Origin of the sequence: Pseudomonas neuropathica, assembly GCF_015461835.1 — a bacterium.
In the GTDB taxonomy this organism is placed as follows: domain Bacteria; phylum Pseudomonadota; class Gammaproteobacteria; order Pseudomonadales; family Pseudomonadaceae; genus Aquipseudomonas; species Aquipseudomonas neuropathica.
Genome location: NZ_JACOPX010000001.1, coordinates 84,544 through 105,938, shown reverse-complemented (window position 1 = coordinate 105,938; position 21,395 = coordinate 84,544). Strand labels below are relative to the sequence as shown.

Genomic DNA, 21,395 nt, shown 5'->3' with positions numbered 1-21,395 from the left:
GCAGAAGTCTCTTCAGGAATGCGCTGGCACGGCACGCGTGGCAACGGCTTTGGCGACGGCGCGATCACTGGCGCCGGGCTTGAGAAAAATCGTCAGGACCACCGACAGCAGCAACGCGCCGCTCATCAACAGATACGAAGCGCCGGGCGAGCCGGTGGAGCTGTTCAGGTAACCGACCAGATACGAGCCGCCGAACGAGCCGAGCGCACCCATGCTATTGATCAGCGCCATGGCGCCACCGGCGACGTTGGCGGGCAGAATCTCCGGGACGATGGCGAAGAACGGCCCGTAAGGCGCGTACATGCACGCGCCGGCGATCACCAGCAGCGTGTACGACCACCAGAAATGTTCAGCGCCCAGTGCGTAAGAACCGTAAAACGCGATGGAGGCGATCAGCAGCGGTGGCCAGACGAAGCGTTTGCGCTTCTGCAACTTGTCCGAGCCCCACGACACCAAAAGCATGCCGATCACCGCCGCCAGATACGGCAGCGCCGACAGCCAGCCGGCCTCGATCATGTCCATTTGCGCGCCAGCCTTGAGGATCGACGGCAACCACAGCACGAAGCCGTAAACGCCGATGCTCCAGCAGAAAAACTGCAGCGCGAGAATGATCACCTTCGGCGAACGGAATGCCTCGGCGTAGTTCTTTACTGCTTTGATCCCGACCTGTTCGGCTGCCAGAGCACTTTCCAGATCCTGCTTTTCCTGCTCGTTGAGCCACTTGGCCTGCGCCGGACGATCATCGGCCAAACGCCACCAGATAAACGCCCACAGCACCGCCGGCAAACCTTCGATGATGAACATCCAGCGCCAGCTGAAATGCTGCACCAGATAGCCTGAGACCACCGACATCCACAGCATCGTCACCGGGTTGCCGAGGATCAGAAAGGTGTTGGCCCGCGAGCGTTCGGCACGGGTGAACCAGTGACACAGATAGACCAGCATCGCTGGCATCACCGCGGCTTCAACCACACCGAGCATGAAGCGGATGACGATCAGCCAATAGGCGTTGGAGACCACGCCGGTCAACGTGGCGAGGCCACCCCAGAGAATCAGGCTGACGAAAATCAGCTTCTTCACGCTGTGTTTTTGCGCGTAGATCGCACCGGGCACCTGGAAGAAAAAGTAACCGAGGAAGAACAGCGCACCAAGCATGGAAGACAGGCCCGGGGTGATCATCAGGTCGGCGGCCATGCCCGATGCGGCGGCGAAGCCGTAGTTGGCGCGATCCAGATACGCCAGGCTGTAGGTGATGAACACGATAGGCATGATGTACCACCAGCGGCGGGTGGCGAGGGTTGCGGTTTTCATGGGTCTTGCTCCTGAGCTTGTTGTTTTTGTCGCAGCAGGTTCAATGAATCGGTTGTCTCTCAGGGCCTCATCGCGAGCAGGCTCACTCCTACAGGGGAACGCATTTCAAATGTAGGAGTGAGCCTGCTCGCGATTGGCGTCTTCGAATTCGGTAAATAGTTCAGCCCGGGTCGGAAGGCCCTCCATATCCCCGCGACTCTGCACCGCCCGACTGCCAATCCAGTTCGCACGCTGCACCGCCTCGGCAAAACTCTGGTGCTCGAGCAGGGCACTGATCATCCCCACCGCAAAACCATCACCGGCACCGACCGTGTCGACGACATGCGGCACCGGCACACCGGCGACAAATCCCGATGCCAGATGCGTTCGGTAATAAGCGCCTTCCGGGCCAAGCTTGATCGCCACGGCCTCTGCACCTTGATCGAGATAAAACGCGGCAATGTCCGCCGGGTCTTCGAAACCGGTGAGCAAACGACCTTCGCTCAACCCCGGCAGCACCCAATGGGCGAGGGCGGCGAGGCGGTTGATCTCGCGGATCATTTCGCCCTCGCTAGCCCACAGGCTCGGGCGCAGATTGGGATCGAACGACACGCTGCGTCCGGCATTGCGCATGCGTGTCATCAATTCAAAGGACATCTCCCGCGCCGAGGCCGAGAGCGCTGGAGGAATGCCGGTGGCGTGCAGATGCCGAGCACTCAGTAAACTGGCCGTGATCGACTGCGGCGACAAATGACTGGCCGCCGAACCACGCCGGAAATACTCGACCTGCGGGTCGCTGCCATCGTCGTTGCGCGATTTGAACTGGAAACCGGTCGGGTGCTGTTTATCCACGTCAACGTGGCTGCAATCCAGGCCTTCCTTGATCAAGGTCTCGACCACAAAGCGCCCGAGCGAATCATTGCCGACCCGGCTCAGCCAGGCGACGTTGAAACCCAGACGCGACAGCCCGATCGCGACATTGCTGTCCGCCCCGGCAATCCGCTTGTGGAAGTGCTCGACCGCCGCCAGATCACCGGTTTGTTCAGCCACCAGCATCGCCATGGTTTCGCCGAACGAAAGAATATCGATCTCAGACATGGGCAGGCTCCAGTCGGGATTGGCCGAGGCGGGCGAGGGCGGCGACGTGCTCGGTGGTCAACTGCACCAGATCTTCGCCCTGCAACGGGTATTCGGCCGCGCGCATAACGCCTTGGGCCATGTGCCGCAACAGTTGTTCCCACAGATGCAGGTCACTGACGGCGGGCGGTACCGCGACCAGTTTGCCGTCGGCGCGACGGGCCACGGCTTTGCAGTGCACATAGCCGACATGCCGGCCGAGCAGGCGGGCGGCGCTGGCGGCGGACTGGTCCTGCCATTGCCAGTTGCCGATATCGAAAGTCATTTTGATCGGCAGGTTGTGCTGCTCGACGGCGGCAAAGAAGCGCTGAAACGGTTCGATGCGTCCGCCGTGCAAGGTCTGGTCGTTTTCCACCAGCAACTGCACCGGGCTGTGCTGCAAGCGTTCGGCCAAGGCTTGCAGATCATTGTTGTCGGTGAAGTAGCCGAGGGAAACCTTCAGCCATTTCGAACCGAACGCTTCGGCCTGTTGCAGCGCGGTGATCAACTCGGGATTAGGCTGCGCCTGCCCGGCCAGCCACAGTTCGGTCGGTGAGGAATAGATGCTTAGCAAGCCCTGCGCCTGCGTGGCCTGCGCCAGTTGCGCTGGGTCTTCGCGCGTCAGCAGCTCTTCGCGCCATTCGATGCGATTGGCCCCGGCGGCAGCCAGAACATCGATGAAAGCATCCTGCCCGCGCTGACGCACAAGCTCGGCGCCGTAGCTGGACAGACTGATGGAAACGGCGGGTTTATTCATTGTTATTGACCTCTGAAACCGGTTTCATTTTTGTTCAAAAAAATATCAGGTGTTTCTGTGTTGTCCTCTCGGGCGCTATCGCGAGCAGGCTCACTCCTACAGGGGAACGCATTCCAAATGTAGGAGTGAGCCTGCTCGCGATAGCGTCAGCTCAAACAACGCTAATCCCCAGGGTCGACCCACGCTCAACCAGCACCGGCGCAAAATCCACCACCCGCGCAACCGCGTCATCCCCACGCAAACGCTTGAGCAGACACTCAAACGCCCGCGCGCCAATCTCTGCCGTCGGCTGGGCCAGCGCGGTAATCCCGCTGCCCACCAACGGATACCAATCCAGATCATCCAGGGCAATCAGCCCGACATCCTCGAACAACCGCGCACCCATCTCCCGCAATGCCGTTGTGGCAGCAAGCGCTGCCACGCCATTGGCGCAAAACAGCGCTTTTGGGCCATTGCCGGGTGTGTTTAAAAAGGTTTGAAGTTGCGCACTCAGATCATCACCGGTTTCCAGCACCGCCCCGGTCAGGTTCGAGCGCCGAGCAATCTGCGCCTGAAAACTGCTGACCCGTTCAATCCGCGAACTGGTGCCGTCATAGGGTTCAGTCACCAGCACCAGATCCCGATAACCGCGCTGCTCCAAATGCGCCAGCGCCATCTCCACCGCTTGCGGGTTGTTCAGCCCGACCATGTCGCTGTCGAGCCCGTCGACCTTGCGATCCACCAGCACCAGCGGCATCTCGCTGCGCAACTCATGCAACTCGTCACGATGATGGCCAAGGGTGTTCACGATCAGCCCTTCGATGTTGTACGAGCGCAACAGCGCCAGATGCTGGCGTTCCTGCTCGTCATCGCGGTCGGTGTTGCACACCACCAGGCTGTAGCCGTGCGCACGGCAGGCGGTTTCCACCCCGTGCATCACGGCAATCGAATAAGGGTTACGGATATCGGCGACCAGCATGCCGATCAGGCGGGTACGCCCACGTTTCAGGCCGCGAGCCATTTGGTTGGGGCGGTAGCCGAGTTCGCCAATTGCCTGCTCGATGCGCAGGGCAATGGCATCGGAGAGCAGGGCGCGGTCATCGCCGATGAAGCGCGAGACGCTGGCTTTGGATACGCCAGCGCGTTCGGCGACATCAAGCATGGTCACGCGGCTGCGCTGGGCGGCGGAGAAATCGTTCACGGTCTGAAACCTTATTATTGGATTTATAGGTTCAATGTCTGCAAGCAGCACTGAAACCGGTTTCAGGAAACACCAAAAACAAATCTTCCGTCAAGTAAATGATCACCTGCCATCAACGGGCCGCCGACGGGCGGGGGTCCGTCAACCGAACAAACCGGCGGCGATATTGATCGAAAATCCCAGAATCGCGGTGTTGAATACGAAGCCGATCAACGATTGCGCCAGGACGATTTTGCGGATATCGCGGGTGGCCACGCCGACATCGGCAGTCTGCACGGCGACGCCAATGGTGAAGGAGAAGTACAGGAAGTCCCAATAATTGGGGGTAGTCAGCCCTTCGGCAAAGCGCAGCGCCGGCTCCTTGCCATCCCAGGTGTAATACAACCTCGCGTAGTGCACGCAGAAAATCACCCCGATCAGCAGCCACGAACCAATCACCGTCAGCGCGGTGAAACCGTAGTGCAGCAGTTTGCGCGTGGTTTCCAGGTCCTTGCTGCCAGCCAGCTCGAAGGTGATGGTCGCCAAACTCGCCAGCGCGGCGATGCACACCACGAACAGCACCAGCCCGGCATTTTCGTCTTCGACTTCAGCGATGCGTTTGACGTCCGGGGCCTTGGCGCGCACGGTCAGCCAGAACATCAGGATCAGGTAGGTCCACACGCCAGCGTTCCAGCCGATGAGGATTTTGCTGACGATGGAATCGGCGGGGACCAACAGACCGGTAGCGAGGCCGAGGAGGGCGGCGGCAGACAGACGAGGGTGGGTGCGGGCGAGGAAGCGCATGGGGACTCACGTTGGTGAACTGTCTCTGCACCATAGCGTACGCCACCCTGCTTTTGTAGGAGCTGCCGAAGGCTGCGATCTTTTGATCTTCTAAAAGCAAAGTCAAAAGATCGCAGCCTGCGGCAGCTACAGTTTGGATCAGAGGCGCTTAGTGAATCGTTGTACGAGCTTCATGACGACGACGAAGAAGACAGGTACGAAGATTACTGCCAGCGTGGCGGTGATCATCCCACCGATCACACCAGTACCGATCGCTTGCTGACTCGCCGAACTGGCACCCGTGGCAATGGCCAATGGCACCACGCCGAGAATGAACGCGAGCGACGTCATCACGATCGGCCGCAAGCGCAAGCGAGCAGCCTGCAACGTCGCATCAATCAGATCGTGACCTTCGTCATACAGGCTCTTGGCAAACTCGATGATCAGGATCGCGTTCTTCGCCGACAGACCGATGATGGTGATCAGGCCAACCTTGAAGAACACATCATTGGGCATGCCGCGCAAGGTCACTGCCAGCACCGCGCCGAGCACGCCCAGGGGCACCACCAGCAACACCGAAGTCGGAATCGACCAGCTCTCGTACAGCGCCGCCAGACACAGGAACACCACCAGCAGCGACAGACCGAGGAGGATCGGCGCCTGATTGCCGGACAAGCGTTCCTGCAACGACAACCCGGTCCATTCCTGACCCAGACCTTTCGGCCCCTGCGCCACCAGACGTTCGATTTCCGCCATGGCCTCACCGGTACTGTGGCCCGGCGACGGTTCGCCGGAAATCGCAATCGCCGGATAGCCGTTGTAACGGGTCAACTGCGCCGGGCCCTGAATCCAGTTGGCCTGCACGAACGCCGACAGCGGCACCATGTGCCCGGCGCTATTACGCACATGCATTTTCAGCAGATCGGCCACCTGGCTGCGTTGATCGCCTTCGGCTTGCACGACAACACGCTGCATGCGCCCCTGATTGGGGAAATCGTTGATGTAGCTGGAGCCGACGGCAGTCGACAGCACGTTGCCGATATCGGCAAACGATACGCCCAAGGCATTCGCCTGTTTGCGGTCGACCACCAATTGCACTTGCGGCGCTTCGGCCAGCGCGCTTTCGCGCACGTTCATCAGCACCGGGCTTTTCTCGGCTGCCGCGAGCAACTCAGTGCGTGCCTGCATCAAGGTCGCATGGCCAAGGCCACCACGATCCTGCAAGCGGAACTCGAAGCCGCTCGATGTGCCGAGGCCATCCACGGGCGGTGGCAGCACCGAGAACGCCATGGCGTCCTTGATTTCAGTCAGTGCGATATTGGCGCGATCGGCAATCGAGCTGGCGGCATCATCACTGCTGCGTTGCGACCAGTCCTTCAGCGTCGAGAACGCCAAGGCTGCGTTCTGGCCGCTACCGGAGAAGCTGAAACCGAGAATCACCACCGTGTCACTGATCCCCGGCTCGCCGGCGTTATGTGCCTCAAGCTGTTCAGCCACGGCCACCGTACGATTCTTGGTCGCACCGGGCGGCAGTTGAATATCCGTGATGGTGTAGCCCTGATCTTCCACCGGCAGGAACGAGGAGGGCAGACGCGCAAAGCACAGGCCCAGTCCAACCAGCAGCACAGCGTAGATCAACAGGTAACGGCCGCTGCGTTTCAACGCATAGCCGACCCAACCCTGATAGCGATCAGTCAGGCGCTCGAAGCGGCGGTTGAACCAGCCGAAGAACCCGGATTTTTCGTGGTGTTCGCCCTTGGCAATCGGCTTGAGCAGCGTCGCGCACAATGCCGGCGTCAGGGTCAGGGCGAGGAACGCCGAGAACAGAATCGACGTTGCCATCGACAGCGAGAACTGCTGGTAAATCACCCCGACCGAGCCTTGCATGAACGCCATCGGAATAAACACCGCGACCAGCACCAGCGTGATGCCGATGATCGCGCCGGTGATCTGCGTCATAGCCTTGCGCGTGGCTTCCTTGGGCGACAGGCCCTCGGTGGCCATGATCCGCTCAACGTTCTCCACCACCACGATGGCGTCGTCCACCAGAATGCCGATCGCCAGGACCATGCCGAACATGGTCAGTACGTTGATCGAGAAGCCCAGCGCGAGCATGGTCGCGAACGTGCCCATCAGCGCCACCGGTACCACCAGCGTCGGGATCAACGTGTAGCGTACGTTCTGCAGGAACAGGAACATCACCGCAAACACCAGCAGCATCGCTTCGCCCAAGGTGTAAATCACTTTGGTGATCGAGACTTTGACGAACGGCGAAGTGTCGTACGGAATCTTGTATTCCACGCCCGCCGGGAAGTAGCGCGACAGCTCATCCATCTTCGCCCGCACCAGGGTCGCGGTGTTCAGCGCGTTGGCGCCCGGCGACAACTGCACGCCGACAGCGGTGGACGGCTTGCCGTTGAGACGCGTACCGAACTGGTATTCCTGGCTGCCGATCTCGACCCGCGCGACGTCACCGATGCGCACGGTAGAGCCGTCGCGATTGGCCTTGAGGACAATGTCGGCAAACTCTTGCGGCGTCGACAACTGGCCTTTCACCAGAATGGTCGCAGTGATTTCCTGGCTGGACGGATTGGGCAGATCGCCGATGCTGCCGGCGGACACCTGGGCGTTCTGCGCCACAATGGCTTCATTGACGTCAGCCGGTGTCAGGTTGAACGCGATCAGCTTCTGCGGATCGATCCAGATGCGCATGGCCCGTTCGGCGCCATACAACTGCGCCTTGCCGACACCGTCCAGACGCTTGATCTCGTTCATCACGTTACGCGCCAGATAATCACTGAGCGCTACGTCATCGAGCTTGCCGTCGCTGGACGTCAGGGTGATCAGCAAGAGAAAACCGGACGAAACCTTCTCGACCTGCAAACCTTGCTGATTGACTGCTTGCGGCAGACGCGACTCGACCACTTTCAGACGGTTTTGCACGTCGACTTGCGCCAGCTCCGGGTTGGTACCCGGCTGGAACGTGGCTTTGATCGTCGCACTGCCGAGGCTGCTTTGCGATTCGAAATACAGCAAGTGATCGGCGCCGTTAAGCTCTTCCTCGATCAGGCTGACCACGCTTTCATCGACGGTCTGCGCCGAGGCGCCGGGATACACGGCGTAGATTTCGATTTGCGGCGGGGCGAGGTCGGGGTATTGCGCCACCGGCAACTGCGGAATGGCCAGCGCACCGGCCAACAAGATGAACAGCGCGACGACCCAGGCAAACACCGGGCGGTCGATAAAGAACTGCGGCATAGAAAAGCGTCCTGCTTACTGACCAGAGGTCTGGGCAAGTGGAAGAGGGGTGTCGTCGATCTGCACGGTTTCGCCGGGGCGGGCGTGTTGCAGGCCTTCGATGACGATGCGGTCGCCGGGTTTGAGGCCGCCGGTGACGATCCAGCGATTGTTCTGCACCGCGCCCAGTTGCACCGGTTGTTCGGCGACGCGCATCTGTTCGTCGACGGTCAGCACTTGGGCAATACCGGCGCTGTCGCGCTGCACGGCGCGTTGCGGCACGGTGATGCCGTTCTGGATAGTTGCCTGCTCGAGACGCACGCGAATGAAACTGCCCGGCAGCAAGTCGAGATCCGGATTGGGGAATTCGCTGCGCAGGATGATCTGGCCAGTGCCCGGGTCGACAGTGATGTCGCTGAAGAGCAATTTGCCTGGCAGCGGATACAGGCTGCCGTCATCCTGAATCAGCGTGGCTTTGACCTGATCCTGGCCGACTTCCTGCAACTGCCCGGAGCGGAACGCGCGGCGCAATTCGTTGAGTTCACGGGTCGACTGGGTGAGGTCGGCGTGAATCGGGTTGAGCTGCTGAATCAGTGCCAGCGGTGTGGTTTCGTTCTGCCCGACCAGTGCGCCTTCGGTGACCAGCGCACGGCCGACGCGACCGGAAATCGGCGCGGTGACGGTGGCATAACCCAAATTCAGTTTCGCCCGCTCGACGGCCGCCTTGTTGGCCGCAACGTCAGCGGCGGTTTGCCGGGCATTGGCGCGGGCGTTGTCGTAGTCCTGAGCGCTGATGGCCTTGTCGCCGATCAACTGGGCATAGCGCTGCTCTTGCAGTTTCGCCTGAAAGGCATTGGCTTCTGCCTTGCGCAGCGCAGCTTCGGCGCTGTCGAGGTCAGCCTTGAACGGCGCCGGATCGATGCGGAACAGCACGTCGCCCTTTTTCACGTCGCTGCCTTCGCGGAAAGTGCGTTGCAAGACCACACCGGCCACCCGTGCCCGTACTTCGGCAATCCGTGGCGCGGCGATGCGGCCGCTGAGTTCGCTGCTGATCGTCAGGGGATGCGCTTCGATCGTCTCGATGCGCACCGTGGCCGGTGGCGTCTGATCCTCTGCCTTCGAGGACGAATCACAGGCGCTCAGCGTCAGCGCCATCGCGATCAGGCCGAGCCCGGCCAGCAGTTTGTTCGACATGTACAACCCCCAATATTGATGTCCGCATCCTACGGGCAGACGCCGAGATTAGCGGTGAAGCTTTGTAGGCGCTGTGTGAAATTGTGTAAGGGTTTTGCTCAGGGATGGGCGAGGGCGTATATCCTTCAGGTCTTGAATTCTTTTGTGACGGTTAAACCGCTTTCGCGAGCAAGCTCGCTCCCACATGGGTTTTGTGAACAGTGCAAATCCACTGTGGGAGCGAGCTTGCTCGCGAAAGCGGTCTGACATCCACCACAGCAATATCTGGATCACCCATGCCCAACATCCTCCTGGTCGAAGACGACACCGCCCTCGCCGAACTGATTTCCAGCTACCTGGAGCGCAACGGTTATTCCGTCAGCGTGATCGGCCGTGGCGACCATGTGCGCGAGCGGGCGCGGGTCAATCCGCCGGATCTGGTGATCCTCGACCTGATGCTGCCCGGCCTTGATGGCCTGCAAGTCTGCCGTTTATTGCGCGCCGATTCGGCGACGCTGCCGATCCTGATGCTGACGGCTCGCGATGACAGCCACGATCAGGTGCTGGGCCTGGAAATGGGCGCCGACGATTACGTCACCAAACCCTGCGAGCCGCGCGTGTTGCTGGCCCGGGTGCGCACCTTGTTGCGCCGCAGCAGTCTCGGTGAACCGTTGACCGCCAATGACCGCATTCTCATGGGCAATCTGTGCATCGACCTGTCCGAGCGCACCGTGACGTGGCGCGATCAGCCGGTCGAGCTGTCCAGCGGCGAATACAACTTGCTCGTGGTGCTGGCTCGCCATGCAGGCGAAGTGTTGAGCCGCGATCAGATCCTGCAACGCCTGCGCGGTATCGAATTCAACGGCACCGACCGCTCGGTGGACGTGGCGATTTCCAAGTTGCGCCGCAAGTTCGACGACCATGCGGGCGAGGCGCGCAAGATCAAGACCGTGTGGGGCAAGGGCTATCTGTTCAGCCGCTCCGAGTGGGAATGCTGAACTGATGTTTCGCATCCTGTTTCGCCTGTATCTGGTGACGATTGTCTCGTACAGCGCAGCGATCTATCTGGTACCGGATCTGGTGGTCATGGCCTTCCGGGATCGCTTCGTCACTTACAACCTCGATTATTCGCGCGGTCTGCAATCGCTGATTACTCGCCAGTTTCACGCCGTGCCGCAGGAGCAGTGGCCGGCGCTGGCGGCGTCGATGGACAAGGATTTCCAGCCGCTGCACATCGTCCTCGCGCGGATCGACGATGCCGGGTTCACCGCTATCGAGCAGCAACGCCTGCGCCGTGGTGAAAACGTCGTACGCATTGGCGACTGGGGCTGGCGCACGCTGGCGGTGACGCCGCTGGACGACACCACCGCCGTGCAAATGGTCGTGCCGCCGGACCCGCTGGACGTCAATCTGTTGTACTGGAGCATCAACGTGCTGATCGGCGCGAGTCTGCTCGCCTGCCTGTTGATGTGGCTGCGCCCGCACTGGCGTGATCTGGAACGGCTCAAAGGCACTGCCGAACGCTTCGGTAAAGGTCACTTGAGCGAGCGCACAAAAATCGCCCCGAGCTCCAACATCGGCAGCCTCGCCAATGTTTTCGACACCATGGCCGGCGATATCGAAAACCTGCTCAATCAGCAACGTGACCTGCTCAACGCCGTGTCCCATGAACTGCGTACGCCGCTGACGCGTCTGGATTTCGGCCTGGCTTTGGCGCTGTCCGATGACTTGCCGACCGCCAGTCGCGAACGCTTGCTGGGACTGGTCGCGCACATTCGCGAGCTGGATGAACTGGTGCTGGAGTTGCTTTCCTACAGCCGTTTGCAGAATCCGGCGCAACTGCCGGAGCAGGTCGAAGTGTCGCTGGATGAGTTCATCGACAGTATTCTGGGCAGTGTCGATGAAGAGCTGGAGTCGCCGGAGATCGTCATCGATGTGTTGCTGCACGGTCAGCTCGAACGCTTCTCGCTCGATCCACGCTTGACCGCGCGGGCGATCCAGAACCTGCTGCGCAACGCCATGCGCTATTGCGAAAAACGCATTCAGATTGGCGTGCAGGTCAATGCCGAGGGCTGTGAAATCTGGGTCGATGATGACGGCATCGGTATTCCCGATGATGAGCGTGAGCGGATTTTCGAGCCGTTTTATCGACTCGATCGCAGCCGCGATCGGGCTACGGGTGGGTTTGGGCTGGGGCTGGCGATCAGCCGTCGGGCACTGGAAGCACAGGGCGGCACGTTGACCGTTGAGTCTTCACCGCTGGGCGGAGCACGATTCCGGTTGTGGTTGCCCACTACCGTCTAACCTGCGAATAACCCCATGTAGGAGTGAGCCTGCTCGCGATGACGGTGTGTCAGGTTGGGCAAATTTGACTGACACATCGCCATCGCGAGCAGGCTCACTCCTACAGTGGTTTTTGGATGTACATAGAATCTATGAACACCCGAAGCCCCTGTGGGAGCGAGCTTGCTCGCGAAAGCGCTGGATCAGCCACCATCTTCACCGCTCGGTGTACGCGATCTCGAGACGGCGAAGGCCTACCGCTTTCTTACACTTTCAGCAGTTGTGAACGCAGCAGTCCCGCATGTTGCTCAAGTTCTGCCGCCGAGGTACGTCCGATCAACATCCATGCATGTTCACGTTCAGTCCAATACACCACATTCATCTCATGCCGACGCTCGTGCGCCAGCGGCTGACTGCCGCTGTTCGAGCGGGTCACACACAGTGCCAATGGCCCATGTTTGGCATCCAGATAAACGATCTGCGCAATCGGCACGCCGTCGTACTCGAGCATCTGCGCTCGTTTGAATTCGGCACCAGACAACTTCAAATTAGCTGGCGAAAGGTTCAGGCCAAGGCGTGCATCAATCGTGCGCAATTGCGCGCGTTGGTTCGCCTCGTCGGTGGGCAGATGATCAAGCGTCTGCGGCACATACAGCGCCATGTAATCGCCAACCAATCCGCGCCAGTTGTTCGATTGCGCCGCACGCCAGCCGAGGAATAACCGGTCGGCCAATACGCCACCGGCCACTAGCGCTGCGGCGGCGCCACCGATAAACCAGCGGCGGTTGAAGCCCGGACGCTGCGGCGAAGGAATTGCATCCAGCCGCGCTTGCAGGCGATCCAGCGGTGCCTGTTGCGCCAGTTCGTCATAGGCATTCTTGTACGGCAAGTTGCTGCGGCTGAGCCATTGCACGCGCAGACTCAGCAGTGAGTCTTCGGCAATGGCGTTGTCGAGTTGATGGCGATAGTCGCCGTCGAGTTCGCCGTCGAGGTAGGCGACCAGTTGCTCATCCGAAGGTGGGTTCATGATCGGTCTCCTTCGGTGGACTTCGGCACTGCCTGCAACGGTGGGTATTCGGCGAGTTTGAGGCGGGCGGTGGCCAGACGGCTCATGACCGTGCCGATCGGCACTTGCAGGATTTCAGCGACTTCGCGGTAGGACAAGCCTTCGACATAGGCGAGGTAGACCGTTTCGCGCTGGGTCTCGGGCAGCGCATCGACGCGGCGGATCACTTGCGCGGCCATCACATGCGTCTGCGCGGCGTACTCACCATCAAACGCCAGTTGGCCGTCGGCATCGACCTGGCCCGCACCCTGACGCACGCGCCGAGCGCGCACTTCATTGAGCCAGATCGAATGCAGAATGCTCAGCAACCAGCGATCCATACGCGTGCCGGCGATGTACTGACTGGCGCGCTCCAGCGCTCGCACACAGGTGGCTTGCACCAGATCCTCGGCCACGTGCCGATTGCGCGACAGCAGTAGCCCGTAGCGCCACAGTCGCGCCAGGTGCTGCCCGAGTTCTGCTCTGAATGCCTGATCGTTGAAGATGATGGCGGCCCTTATAAATGCTCAGGTTTTCGATGAGTCGTTGATGGCTTCGGCCAGGTCCTGGTATTCCTCGCACGACGTGCCGCAAATCGATTGGATCTGCTGCAACTGCTCCTGCGCCAGGTCAACGCGGCCTTTGATCACATAGGCCTCGCCGAGGTATTCGCGCACTTGCGCGTACTGCGGGTCGAGTTTTACCGATTGCAGGTAATAACCGATGCCCTCGTCAGTGCGCCCCAGCTTGCGCGTGGCGTAACCGCGATAGTTGAGGGCCTTGGCGGTGTGCGGTTGCTTCAGCGTGTCGAGCAGCGCCAGGGCTTCTTCATAGCGACCGGCCTTGGCAAGGCGATAGGCGTAATCAGTACGGTCGGCATCCGAAAGTGCTTTGCTGACTTGCATCACACACTTCTGCGTTTTGCTGTCCCAGACCTGGCCTTTGGGGCATTCCGGCTTCTGCACCGGCGCGTCTTCATCGCCATTGGCCAGGGCCAATTGGCTGGACATCGCCGCGACCAGTAACAACGGGGCGGCGAACATAACGGAACGGATAGTCATGGGCAAGGCTCCACAGAAAGTTATGTTTCACTTTGAACACCACAGGGTGAATTTTTATTCATTGCTTTATCAGTGACTGTTCAAGGTAAGCGTAAATTCAAGCGCTATGCTCGGGAGCGTCTGCCGTCGATCCGATGTTTTGCCGTAAGGAGAGTTGCCATGACCGATCACGTCCATCATTCAGCCGCTGCCGGCTACAAAAGCGCTGCCGACACCTATGTGAAAGGTCGGCCGGACTATCCACCGCAGGTCAGTGAGTGGTTGGCCGCGACGCTGGGCCTGGATGGGCACAAGACCGTGATCGATCTGGGCGCCGGCACCGGCAAGTTCACCGGCCGTCTGGTGGCGACGGGCGCGCAAGTGATCGCGGTTGAACCGGTGCCGCAGATGCTGGAAAAGCTGTCTGACGCCTGGCCTGATGTGCTGGCCGTGAGCGGCACGGCGACCGATCTGCCGTTGCCGGACGCTTCAGTCGATGCGGTGATTTGCGCGCAAGCGTTTCACTGGTTCGCCAGTGCCGAGGCGCTGATCGAAATCGCTCGAGTACTCAAGCCCGGAGGCAAGTTGGGGCTGATCTGGAACCTGCGTGACACCGACGTCAGTTGGGTGCCGAAACTGGACGCCATCGTCAATGCGCTGGAGGGTGACACACCACGCTATTACACCGGCGCCTGGCGTAAAGCGTTTCCGCATCCGGCATTCGCGCCTCTGCAGGTCGAGCGGTTTCACCATGGCCATACCGGCTCGCCGGAAGACGTGATTCTCAATCGGGTGCGCTCCACCAGTTTCATCGCCGCGCTGCCAGAGGCGCAACGGGCGAAAGTCGATGAACAGATTCGTGCGTTAATCGCCACAGAGCCGGAACTGCGTGGGAGGGATGTGGTGACGGTGCCGTATGAAACGGTGGCGTTCGTCGCCGTAAAAAAGGGCTGAATCCCACGACATTCCAGTGCAGGAGTGAGCCTGCTCTCGATAGCGGACTGTCAGTCACCTCATCTTTGGCTGACACTCCGCTATCGCGAGCAGGCTCACTCCTACAGGGTTTTCAGGTGTTCATAGTATCTGACTGAACTTTTCCACCGCCTTGCGCCGCTCGCGAATCCCACGCACCACCAGATACAACAACGGCCCGATCGATACGAAAACCGCCGTCAACAACAAATATGGCACCACCGACCAAACCGACTGCCCACGCGACCGCGCATCCTTAACCATCCAGATACCCGCCAGCGCGGCCAGCAGATACAGATCAATCACCACCTGCGCGGTATCGGGCCGCGACATCAGGCTGATGCCGAAGTCGATCAACGACTGTTCAGCCTGGAGCATCACCGAAACGGTGTAACCGCTAAACGCGAGCAAAGCCGTGAGGGGCAGGGCGATCGACATCATGCATTCCTTCCGTGGTGTGATGAGAGAGTCGCCAGACTAACGCCGCCGCGCAAAATTGGCCATTGACTTGCCAGCACCGCGCAGGCTAATTTCCAGCCCATGACTTCGACTGTATCGCGTTGCCAGCCAATGATTATTACCGCCATTCCTCATTTGGCGGGCTAGCTCACGACTGCAGCACCCAACCCGCCCTAGAGGCGGGTTTTTACTTTCTGTCTCCGGGGTTTTTGAAATGTGGCTCATGTAGGAGCTGCCGGAGGCTGCGATCTTTTGATCTTGTTTTTGATTTAGAAAAACCAAAGTCAAAAGATCGCAGCCTCCGGCAGCTCTTACAGGGACCGTGTGAATTCTGCCAAGGAGATGTTCATGAGTTACACATACGATCAGCAAACCCTGCTTGAGCACTACGTGAAAAAAATCCTCGCCGCGCCGGTGTACGACCTCGCGGTGCGCACGCCTTTGCAAGCGGCGCCGGCGCTGTCGGAGGCGTTGGGCAACCGGATTCTGCTCAAGCGCGAAGACCTGCAACCGACGTTCTCCTTCAAGATCCGTGGCGCCTACAACAAACTGGTGCAACTCAGTGACGAACAGAAGGCGCGCGGGGTGATCACCGCATCGGCAGGCAATCACGCGCAAGGCGTGGCGTTGGCCGCACGCGAGCTGGGGATTGCGGCGACCATCGTCATGCCGGCGACAACGCCGGAACTGAAAGTGCTGGGTGTGCGCAGTCGCGGCGCTGAAGCATTGCTGCACGGCGAGAGTTTCCCGTTCGCGCTGGCCCATGCACTGCAACTGGCGGAACAGACCGGGCGCACCTTCGTGTCTCCGTTCGATGACCCTGAGGTGATCGCCGGGCAGGGCACCGTGGCGATGGAAATCCTCCGCCAGCATCAAGGCACACTGGATGCGATTTTTATCCCTGTGGGCGGTGGCGGTCTGATCGCCGGAATCGCGGCCTACGTCAAATACCTGCGCCCGGAAGTGCGAATCATCGGCGTCGAATCGGAACATTCAGCGTGCCTGAAAGCTGCGCTGGAAGCTGATCAACGCGTCGTGCTGCCCACTGTGGGGACGTTCGCCGATGGCGTGGCGGTCGCGCAGATCGGCGCGTTCGGATTTGAGGTCTGCCGCTTTTGCGTCGACGAAGTGATCACCGTCAGCAACGACGACCTCTGCGCAGCGATCAAGAATATCTACGACGATACCCGCTCGATCACCGAACCTTCCGGCGCCTTGGCCGTGGCCGGGATCAAGCAATACGTAGCGCGAACCGGGGTGCGCGAGCAGACATTTGTGGCGATCGACTCGGGCGCCAATATCAACTTCGACAGCCTGCGCCATGTCGCGGAGCGCGCCGCGTTGTGCGGCGTCTCGGCATGAAGCGGCTTACGGCAGCAAAGGGCGCAGGAAGCTGCGCTCGTAGCTGACGATAAACTTCTTCTCGACAAGGCTGGCCACCAGTGCGGTGCTTTCCGGATCGGTCATCGCGATGTGCCGATAGCTTTCGTAATCCGCCAGTGACGGAAAACTGAACAGGCAATAAGCGATGTTGCTCGCGCCTTCGGACGGCAAAAAGTAGCCGTGATGCGTGCCGCCCAAGCGCTCGACGATGCCAAGCCAGGCCTTGGCGTAGGCCTCGAACTCGGGCAATTGGTAGGGATCAATGACGTATCGGACGTGGCAGGTAATCAAGCGACGCACTCCTTGGTCGGGTTATTCCTGCAGGGCTGTACCGACTTTGTCCGACGCCGACCAGATGCGATAACGCACCTCGACGTCCGACGGCGCATACACCACGACCGGCAACTTGCTGTTGTACCGCAGCATGAAACCGTCACCGACGACCGGCACGAACGCGCGTTTCTTCTGGCTGCCGGGCGGGCAGGCCATCATCGTGCTCATCGGCCCGATGACTTTTTCCAGCCGATAGAACGGATAACCCCAGCCTTCAAGATTCTTCTCATCGAGAACACCGCCCAAACGCTGGCGATTGCAATCCACTTCCAGAGTTTTGCCGGCGAGGATTTCCACCTGGAAGTTCTCTTCCTGCTCTTGCTTGGGCAAGTGAATAACCTGGCGGGTGAAGCCGGCTTCAGCCTTCGGGAACGGCGCGACGTCTTCAAGTTTGGCGGCGTGGGCGAGGGTGGACAGGCTGGCGATGAACAGCCCGGTGGTCGCGTAAACGCGGAAAGAACCCATGGAAGCCTCCGTGCGGGTGTAGGGTGGAAAACAGGCATTCTTACCGTCATGGGCCGTGATTGCAAACCAGCGTCGAGTTGCAAATTGCAGTGCCCGCCGAGGCCATTCTTGCAATTTGCAAGTAGCCAAATACTGGCACCGCCGCCAAGTGCTTGATTTCATGAGGGTGAAAATGAACCGATGAAAGGCACGCTTTATGCGTCTTTTCAGTGCGGCGCACCGGCCTTGGGCGCCTACACTCCAATGGGCATTTCGCAGTACCACCGCTTGTCGCACCAGGGAAACAGCGGGGACACACCCGTGCAGGGGCAGCAACGGTCAGCGTGAATACTTGATTGGCATCTCACAGTAAGGAGAGGGTTTCGCCATGTTTCTGTCTGCCTTGGAACTACGCAATATCATTGAAAGCAGTTTTCTGCCGAAACGCTGCCAGTGCACGCTGTCGCCGGACTTGTCGATGACCGTCAAGGTTTTCGGCGATCACCAGACCGATCAGGTCGATCTGCTGGTCAGTGGCATCGACGCCAGCCATCTCAATGGCTGTCGTGAAATCAATGAACTGATCGCCGGGCTGCGCTCGGATCTGAACCAGCAAACTGTGCAACATCACTACAGCCCTCGCTCCAGAGTCGTTTAACGCACCGTTTCACCCAGTTCGACCGTCACGCGCCGGGCCTGCACAAAACCAAGGCCCAGCGCGAACTCGACCAGCACCGCGAGCAAAATCCCGGGGCCGGCATGACCGTTGAGCCATTCCGCAAACCCCAGCACCGCCAAACCAAAACAACCGACGATAAATCCGTTGCTCAGCGCATTGCGCCCCAGCGACGGCGGTGCGTTGCGCACCAGATAAAACATCACCCCCAACGCCGCAAACAGCACCGCACTGCGCCGCGCGACAAACCCGGCAGCGTCGGAGTACTCGATGCTCCAGATCGCCAGCAGCCTCTCCGGGAAAACGCCCCAGGCCAGCGCCAGCAAAAAACACAACGAACACGTGAAGCCCGACAACGAGCGAAACGACAACTGCATGGCGAATCCTTGCGGCAGTGAGGAGGGCTCCGAGCATAACCGCCGAAACTCCCCACGCCTACCGCAAACCCGCAAATCAGACGTTTCTGTCAGTTCTGGAAGTTGCACGCGTCAGACAATTTCCGGTAGCTGATTTCTTCAGGCTTACCGGCATTGTCGATGTACTTCATATCGGCCGTGACCACTTTGCACAGTTGCGTTGGCGGCTCGGTCAACGACACCACTTTGGCCACATGCAGCGGCATGCCGTACTCATACGGCACGGCTTTGGAAGTGGCAGATGTGTCATTGGCCTGGGCCAGCCCGGCAAACGCGGTGCAGGCGAGGGCGGCGGTGAGCAATAAAGGACGAATGTTCATGAAAGGACTCCCGAGTGGCGGTTCTAGAGTTCGGCGTGATGCACCCGAACCTGCCGCACTGGGCGACAGCCAAAACGGCTGAGGGCGTGCGGTTCAGTAGAGTTTTTGACCACGGCGTTAAGGGATGGTTAACCGAGCTGAACGCCGGCTGTCAGGCAGTGCGGCGGTTTTCTCAGGAAGGTTTGGCGAATTCCTACAAAGGCTGGTGCCTTGTCTGCTTTCGGCGGTTGGAGCGGGGCGGTTATTGTCGGTTGCCGCTGCAAAATCAGTGGTTCGGGTTTGGTCACCTGAGAAAAGTTCATTGCATATGTGCCATCATTTGCACCGTTCGGATTTCACGATCCGTGAAGTGCATAGCTGTGGCGGCTGTGTGCAGGACGCCTTCGGGCGAGCTGAGTTTGAACTGTTCTCGGTTGACCAAGCCTGTACACGGCCGCCTCCCACCGTTTGGTCACGGCTATGGCGGTTACCTTCTAATACAGTTGAGTAACTCAGAATGCCAATAATTAAAACGCTACAAAACCGCTATCTCCCCCTCAGCAGCAACGTCACCGAAACCCCGACACTGCTCATCGACACCCAAGCCAACCCGAAAGACATCCTCGAAGCCGCCGTCCAGCGCGTCCGCGCCGCCGCCGACCTGCTCGAAACCCTGCATTGCCTGTGCTTCAAGCACGCCGACGTGCAAGACATTCCACACATCACCCATGCGCTTTACCTGCTGACGCAGGATGGCAATGACTTGCTCCAGGTCGCACAGCAGCAAATGTTGAACTGGAAAGCGCCTGCTTGAGTTCACCCCTCAAAAAAGCCTGCCGTCGAAAGAAGGCAGGCTGAGGGGCTGCGGCATTCGAAAAGCTCATTGTGATTGCAGGCTGCGAGCGTATTCGACCAGATCTTTGGGGTAGACCATGTGATCGATTTTGCTGTCGTCTATACCGTATAGAAATGCAATTGCTCCAGCCTCTATAGCCCAGTAACCGACGTAGTTTCCATTTTCTCCCTGCAGATGTAAGTCGTGCCATGGGGCTTGTTCAAATGCTGAATACCATTGGCAGCAGTATTGCTCTAGGCGCGAGGATGCTTCCTCTTTGCTTTCTGCGTAGATGGCCTGAACTAAAGGGGTATAGATATCGTGAAACCATTGGTCCACATCTTTTCTGTCGGGTAATAATTTAATTAGCAGGTCTTCAAATAAAGTATCACTGCCGACATAGCCCGCATCGTCCAATAATTTTACAAAGCGCTTAAGAAGGTCGGTACGATGCAGTAATACACAGAAGCCTATAACTTGTACGCACTCTTCATAGAGGTAGGGCCAGTCATCAATCGCGAGTGGTGATATTTCAGGAGTGTTTTCGAATGCGGCAAGTTTTGCTTGTCTGGTCTCGTACTTATCAATCAAGTCACTTAAGAGGGGAGGTAATGAAGTGATCTCTTCGCCCGCAGTATAAGCCGCCAAAAGCCGGTCAAGCGCGAGTTTTTGCAAATGCCGAGAGCGAAGTGCTGCCTCTTCCTCAGGGGAGTCTGACTCAAAGGTGTTTGTTTTCAAGAAATCTATAACTTCGTCGTGCTCTCTTAGGAAGTTCTTGTAATGAGTCTCGCTGAAGAATTTTTGTCTCTTTTTCACGTCTCTACACCCCCGCTTGCTTTAGTCGGCTTGCGCCGACGTAAACCAATTTCCTGCCATGACTACTGGATAGGCCAGCATCTAAACGAGCGCCCCTGGCTTATTAGAAAGTTGATGGTTTCTGGCATATTCGACCAAATCCTTAGGGTATATCATGTGGTCTATTTTGCTGTCATCGATGCCGTATAAGTAAGCAATAGCACCCGCTTCGAAAGCCCAATATCCGACGTAACTTCCTTCCTCGCCATCGTGGTGCGTGTCATGCCATGGTGCCTGCTCAAAGGCGGAATACCAGTTCTCGCAGTAATTGCTTAGAAATCTGGATGCCTCATTCCTATCTTCAGCGTAAATGGCCTGTATCAGCGGCGTGGAGACATCGTGATACCACTGATCGATATCCGCCCGCTCAGGTAACACCTTGATCAATAAGTCTTCGTACAGAGTATCCGTATGGGCATATCCTGCACTATCGATTAAAAAGACAAAGCGTTTTAGCAAGTCAGTGCGATGCAACAAGATGCACAGGCTTATGATTTGCAGGCACTCTTCATATTCATCTGGCCAGTCATCAATAATCAGAGGAGAGATGTTAGGTATCTGCTCATAAGTGGCCTGATATTTCTGGAGTTCCTCATAGCTGGCAATCAGCGTTTCCAGAGGCTGCATCAGAGTTTGTATATCCTCTCCGGCAGTGTAGAGCATAAAGACATGCTCCAAATGGAGGTTTTTAAAGTTCCTGGCTCGTAGAGACTTCTCTTGTTCAGGAGAGTCTGCTGTGAATAGTTTGTCCTTCCAGAATTCGAATTCTTCGTCGTAGTTTGTCAGGAAGTTTTCGTAATGTACTTCAGTAAGATATTTCTGCCGTATTTTCAAGTGTCA

The 21,395-nt window shown here is 58.8% G+C and carries 22 protein-coding genes and 1 pseudogene; 6 read left to right on the top strand and 17 right to left on the bottom strand.

Annotated elements, in window-relative coordinates; genetic code table 11:
- Window positions 1-12: 12 nt before the first annotated feature.
- The 7 genes from H8F23_RS00415 to H8F23_RS00385 form a co-directional block, all read right to left on the bottom strand.
- Complete coding sequence (locus H8F23_RS00415; RefSeq protein WP_194933018.1) at window positions 13-1,311, bottom strand: MFS transporter; 1,299 nt, start codon at window positions 1,309-1,311, stop codon at window positions 13-15.
- 105 nt (window positions 1,312-1,416) lie between these two features.
- Entirely contained in the window at window positions 1,417-2,388 is a 972-nt protein-coding gene (locus H8F23_RS00410; RefSeq protein WP_194933017.1) for a sugar kinase, read from the bottom strand.
- Window positions 2,381-3,163, bottom strand: a complete 783-nt coding sequence (locus H8F23_RS00405; protein WP_194933016.1) for a sugar phosphate isomerase/epimerase family protein — start codon at window positions 3,161-3,163, stop codon at window positions 2,381-2,383. Before H8F23_RS00405 ends, H8F23_RS00410 begins: the two co-directional genes overlap by 8 nt.
- Before the next feature lie 151 nt (window positions 3,164-3,314).
- Window positions 3,315-4,343: a LacI family DNA-binding transcriptional regulator gene (locus H8F23_RS00400; protein WP_194933015.1), complete on the bottom strand. Its 1,029-nt coding sequence runs from the start codon at window positions 4,341-4,343 to the stop codon at window positions 3,315-3,317.
- A gap of 141 nt (window positions 4,344-4,484) precedes the next feature.
- Window positions 4,485-5,126 (bottom strand): DUF1345 domain-containing protein, encoded by a 642-nt coding sequence (locus H8F23_RS00395; protein WP_095113319.1) that lies wholly within the window; start codon window positions 5,124-5,126, stop codon window positions 4,485-4,487.
- Window positions 5,127-5,264: 138 nt separating this feature from the next.
- A complete protein-coding gene (locus H8F23_RS00390) occupies window positions 5,265-8,363 on the bottom strand; it encodes an efflux RND transporter permease subunit (protein WP_194933014.1) in 3,099 nt (1,032 codons plus the stop codon).
- A gap of 15 nt (window positions 8,364-8,378) precedes the next feature.
- Complete coding sequence (locus H8F23_RS00385; protein WP_150651316.1) at window positions 8,379-9,536, bottom strand: efflux RND transporter periplasmic adaptor subunit; 1,158 nt, start codon at window positions 9,534-9,536, stop codon at window positions 8,379-8,381.
- A gap of 275 nt (window positions 9,537-9,811) precedes the next feature.
- Between H8F23_RS00385 and H8F23_RS00380 the strand changes: the two genes are divergently transcribed.
- Entirely contained in the window at window positions 9,812-10,513 is a 702-nt protein-coding gene (locus tag H8F23_RS00380; RefSeq protein ID WP_007912171.1) for a response regulator transcription factor, read from the top strand.
- A gap of 4 nt (window positions 10,514-10,517) precedes the next feature.
- Window positions 10,518-11,819, top strand: a complete 1,302-nt coding sequence (locus H8F23_RS00375) for an ATP-binding protein (protein ID WP_194933013.1) — start codon at window positions 10,518-10,520, stop codon at window positions 11,817-11,819.
- 244 nt (window positions 11,820-12,063) lie between these two features.
- On the opposite strand, the gene H8F23_RS00370 is transcribed toward H8F23_RS00375, so the two are convergent.
- From H8F23_RS00370 to H8F23_RS00360, 3 genes are all read right to left on the bottom strand, one after another.
- Window positions 12,064-12,825, bottom strand: a complete 762-nt coding sequence (locus H8F23_RS00370) for an anti-sigma factor family protein (RefSeq protein WP_194933012.1) — start codon at window positions 12,823-12,825, stop codon at window positions 12,064-12,066.
- Window positions 12,822-13,280, bottom strand: coding sequence for a sigma-70 family RNA polymerase sigma factor (locus H8F23_RS00365; RefSeq protein WP_267464061.1), 459 nt, complete (start codon window positions 13,278-13,280; stop codon window positions 12,822-12,824). Before H8F23_RS00365 ends, H8F23_RS00370 begins: the two co-directional genes overlap by 4 nt.
- 90 nt (window positions 13,281-13,370) lie before the next feature.
- Window positions 13,371-13,904, bottom strand: a complete 534-nt coding sequence (locus H8F23_RS00360) for a tetratricopeptide repeat protein (protein ID WP_016984464.1) — start codon at window positions 13,902-13,904, stop codon at window positions 13,371-13,373.
- A 159-nt stretch (window positions 13,905-14,063) separates the two neighbouring features.
- Here H8F23_RS00360 and H8F23_RS00355 point away from each other — a divergent pair, with 159 nt between their 5' ends.
- A complete protein-coding gene (locus H8F23_RS00355; RefSeq protein WP_194933011.1) occupies window positions 14,064-14,837 on the top strand; it encodes a class I SAM-dependent methyltransferase in 774 nt (257 codons plus the stop codon).
- A 120-nt stretch (window positions 14,838-14,957) separates the two neighbouring features.
- On the opposite strand, the gene H8F23_RS00350 is transcribed toward H8F23_RS00355, so the two are convergent.
- The gene (locus tag H8F23_RS00350) at window positions 14,958-15,296 is read right to left on the bottom strand and encodes a DUF2834 domain-containing protein (RefSeq protein WP_194933010.1); all 339 of its coding nucleotides are present in this window, start codon (window positions 15,294-15,296) and stop codon (window positions 14,958-14,960) included.
- A 360-nt stretch (window positions 15,297-15,656) separates the two neighbouring features.
- Between H8F23_RS00350 and ilvA the strand changes: the two are divergent.
- Window positions 15,657-16,658, top strand: a pseudogene (gene ilvA / locus H8F23_RS00345) (threonine ammonia-lyase, biosynthetic); the annotation flags it as partial.
- 24 nt (window positions 16,659-16,682) lie between these two features.
- On the opposite strand, the gene H8F23_RS00340 reads toward ilvA, so the two are convergent.
- Entirely contained in the window at window positions 16,683-16,988 is a 306-nt protein-coding gene (locus tag H8F23_RS00340) for an NIPSNAP family protein (RefSeq protein ID WP_064362707.1), read from the bottom strand.
- A 21-nt stretch (window positions 16,989-17,009) separates the two neighbouring features.
- On the bottom strand, window positions 17,010-17,495 hold the full coding sequence (gene eco, locus H8F23_RS00335) for a serine protease inhibitor ecotin (RefSeq protein ID WP_122599955.1): 486 nt from the start codon (window positions 17,493-17,495) through the stop codon (window positions 17,010-17,012).
- Between the two features lie 367 nt (window positions 17,496-17,862).
- Here eco and H8F23_RS00330 point away from each other — a divergent pair, with 367 nt between their 5' ends.
- Entirely contained in the window at window positions 17,863-18,132 is a 270-nt protein-coding gene (locus H8F23_RS00330; RefSeq protein ID WP_007912157.1) for a DUF1652 domain-containing protein, read from the top strand.
- Here H8F23_RS00330 and H8F23_RS00325 read toward each other — a convergent pair.
- On the bottom strand, window positions 18,129-18,527 hold the full coding sequence (locus H8F23_RS00325) for a hypothetical protein (RefSeq protein WP_095126326.1): 399 nt from the start codon (window positions 18,525-18,527) through the stop codon (window positions 18,129-18,131). The two genes, H8F23_RS00330 and H8F23_RS00325, sit on opposite strands and share 4 nt — an antisense overlap.
- 89 nt (window positions 18,528-18,616) lie before the next feature.
- Window positions 18,617-18,886: a DUF2790 domain-containing protein gene (locus H8F23_RS00320; protein ID WP_016985200.1), complete on the bottom strand. Its 270-nt coding sequence runs from the start codon at window positions 18,884-18,886 to the stop codon at window positions 18,617-18,619.
- 496 nt (window positions 18,887-19,382) lie between these two features.
- Between H8F23_RS00320 and H8F23_RS00315 the strand changes: the two genes are divergently transcribed.
- On the top strand, window positions 19,383-19,679 hold the full coding sequence (locus H8F23_RS00315; protein WP_194933008.1) for a hypothetical protein: 297 nt from the start codon (window positions 19,383-19,385) through the stop codon (window positions 19,677-19,679).
- A gap of 66 nt (window positions 19,680-19,745) precedes the next feature.
- Here the strand turns inward: H8F23_RS00315 and H8F23_RS29095 are convergent, their stop codons facing one another.
- Together H8F23_RS29095 and H8F23_RS00305 are read right to left on the bottom strand one after the other, a co-directional pair.
- Complete coding sequence (locus H8F23_RS29095) at window positions 19,746-20,516, bottom strand: PoNe immunity protein domain-containing protein (RefSeq protein WP_194933007.1); 771 nt, start codon at window positions 20,514-20,516, stop codon at window positions 19,746-19,748.
- Between the two features lie 81 nt (window positions 20,517-20,597).
- Window positions 20,598-21,389 carry a PoNe immunity protein domain-containing protein gene (locus tag H8F23_RS00305; protein WP_194933006.1) on the bottom strand — a complete coding sequence of 264 codons (792 nt, stop codon included), beginning with the start codon at window positions 21,387-21,389 and terminating at the stop codon, window positions 20,598-20,600.
- Between the last annotated feature and the right edge of the window lie 6 nt (window positions 21,390-21,395).

Bases quoted from the DNA above. Each gene is read 5' to 3' on its own strand.
- H8F23_RS00415 (WP_194933018.1), bottom strand. From the start codon at position 1,311: ATGAAAACCGCAACCCTCGCCACCCGCCGCTGGTGGTACATCATGCCT.
- H8F23_RS00410 (WP_194933017.1), bottom strand. From the start codon at position 2,388: ATGTCTGAGATCGATATTCTTTCGTTCGGCGAAACCATGGCGATGCTG.
- H8F23_RS00405 (WP_194933016.1), bottom strand. From the start codon at position 3,163: ATGAATAAACCCGCCGTTTCCATCAGTCTGTCCAGCTACGGCGCCGAG.
- H8F23_RS00395 (WP_095113319.1), bottom strand. From the start codon at position 5,126: ATGCGCTTCCTCGCCCGCACCCACCCTCGTCTGTCTGCCGCCGCCCTC.
- H8F23_RS00390 (WP_194933014.1), bottom strand. From the start codon at position 8,363: ATGCCGCAGTTCTTTATCGACCGCCCGGTGTTTGCCTGGGTCGTCGCG.
- H8F23_RS00385 (WP_150651316.1), bottom strand. From the start codon at position 9,536: ATGTCGAACAAACTGCTGGCCGGGCTCGGCCTGATCGCGATGGCGCTG.
- H8F23_RS00380 (WP_007912171.1), top strand. From the start codon at position 9,812: ATGCCCAACATCCTCCTGGTCGAAGACGACACCGCCCTCGCCGAACTG.
- H8F23_RS00375 (WP_194933013.1), top strand. From the start codon at position 10,518: ATGTTTCGCATCCTGTTTCGCCTGTATCTGGTGACGATTGTCTCGTAC.
- H8F23_RS00370 (WP_194933012.1), bottom strand. From the start codon at position 12,825: ATGAACCCACCTTCGGATGAGCAACTGGTCGCCTACCTCGACGGCGAA.
- H8F23_RS00360 (WP_016984464.1), bottom strand. From the start codon at position 13,904: ATGACTATCCGTTCCGTTATGTTCGCCGCCCCGTTGTTACTGGTCGCG.
- H8F23_RS00355 (WP_194933011.1), top strand. From the start codon at position 14,064: ATGACCGATCACGTCCATCATTCAGCCGCTGCCGGCTACAAAAGCGCT.
- H8F23_RS00350 (WP_194933010.1), bottom strand. From the start codon at position 15,296: ATGATGTCGATCGCCCTGCCCCTCACGGCTTTGCTCGCGTTTAGCGGT.
- eco (WP_122599955.1), bottom strand. From the start codon at position 17,495: ATGGGTTCTTTCCGCGTTTACGCGACCACCGGGCTGTTCATCGCCAGC.
- H8F23_RS00330 (WP_007912157.1), top strand. From the start codon at position 17,863: ATGTTTCTGTCTGCCTTGGAACTACGCAATATCATTGAAAGCAGTTTT.
- H8F23_RS00325 (WP_095126326.1), bottom strand. From the start codon at position 18,527: ATGCAGTTGTCGTTTCGCTCGTTGTCGGGCTTCACGTGTTCGTTGTGT.
- H8F23_RS00320 (WP_016985200.1), bottom strand. From the start codon at position 18,886: ATGAACATTCGTCCTTTATTGCTCACCGCCGCCCTCGCCTGCACCGCG.
- H8F23_RS00315 (WP_194933008.1), top strand. From the start codon at position 19,383: ATGCCAATAATTAAAACGCTACAAAACCGCTATCTCCCCCTCAGCAGC.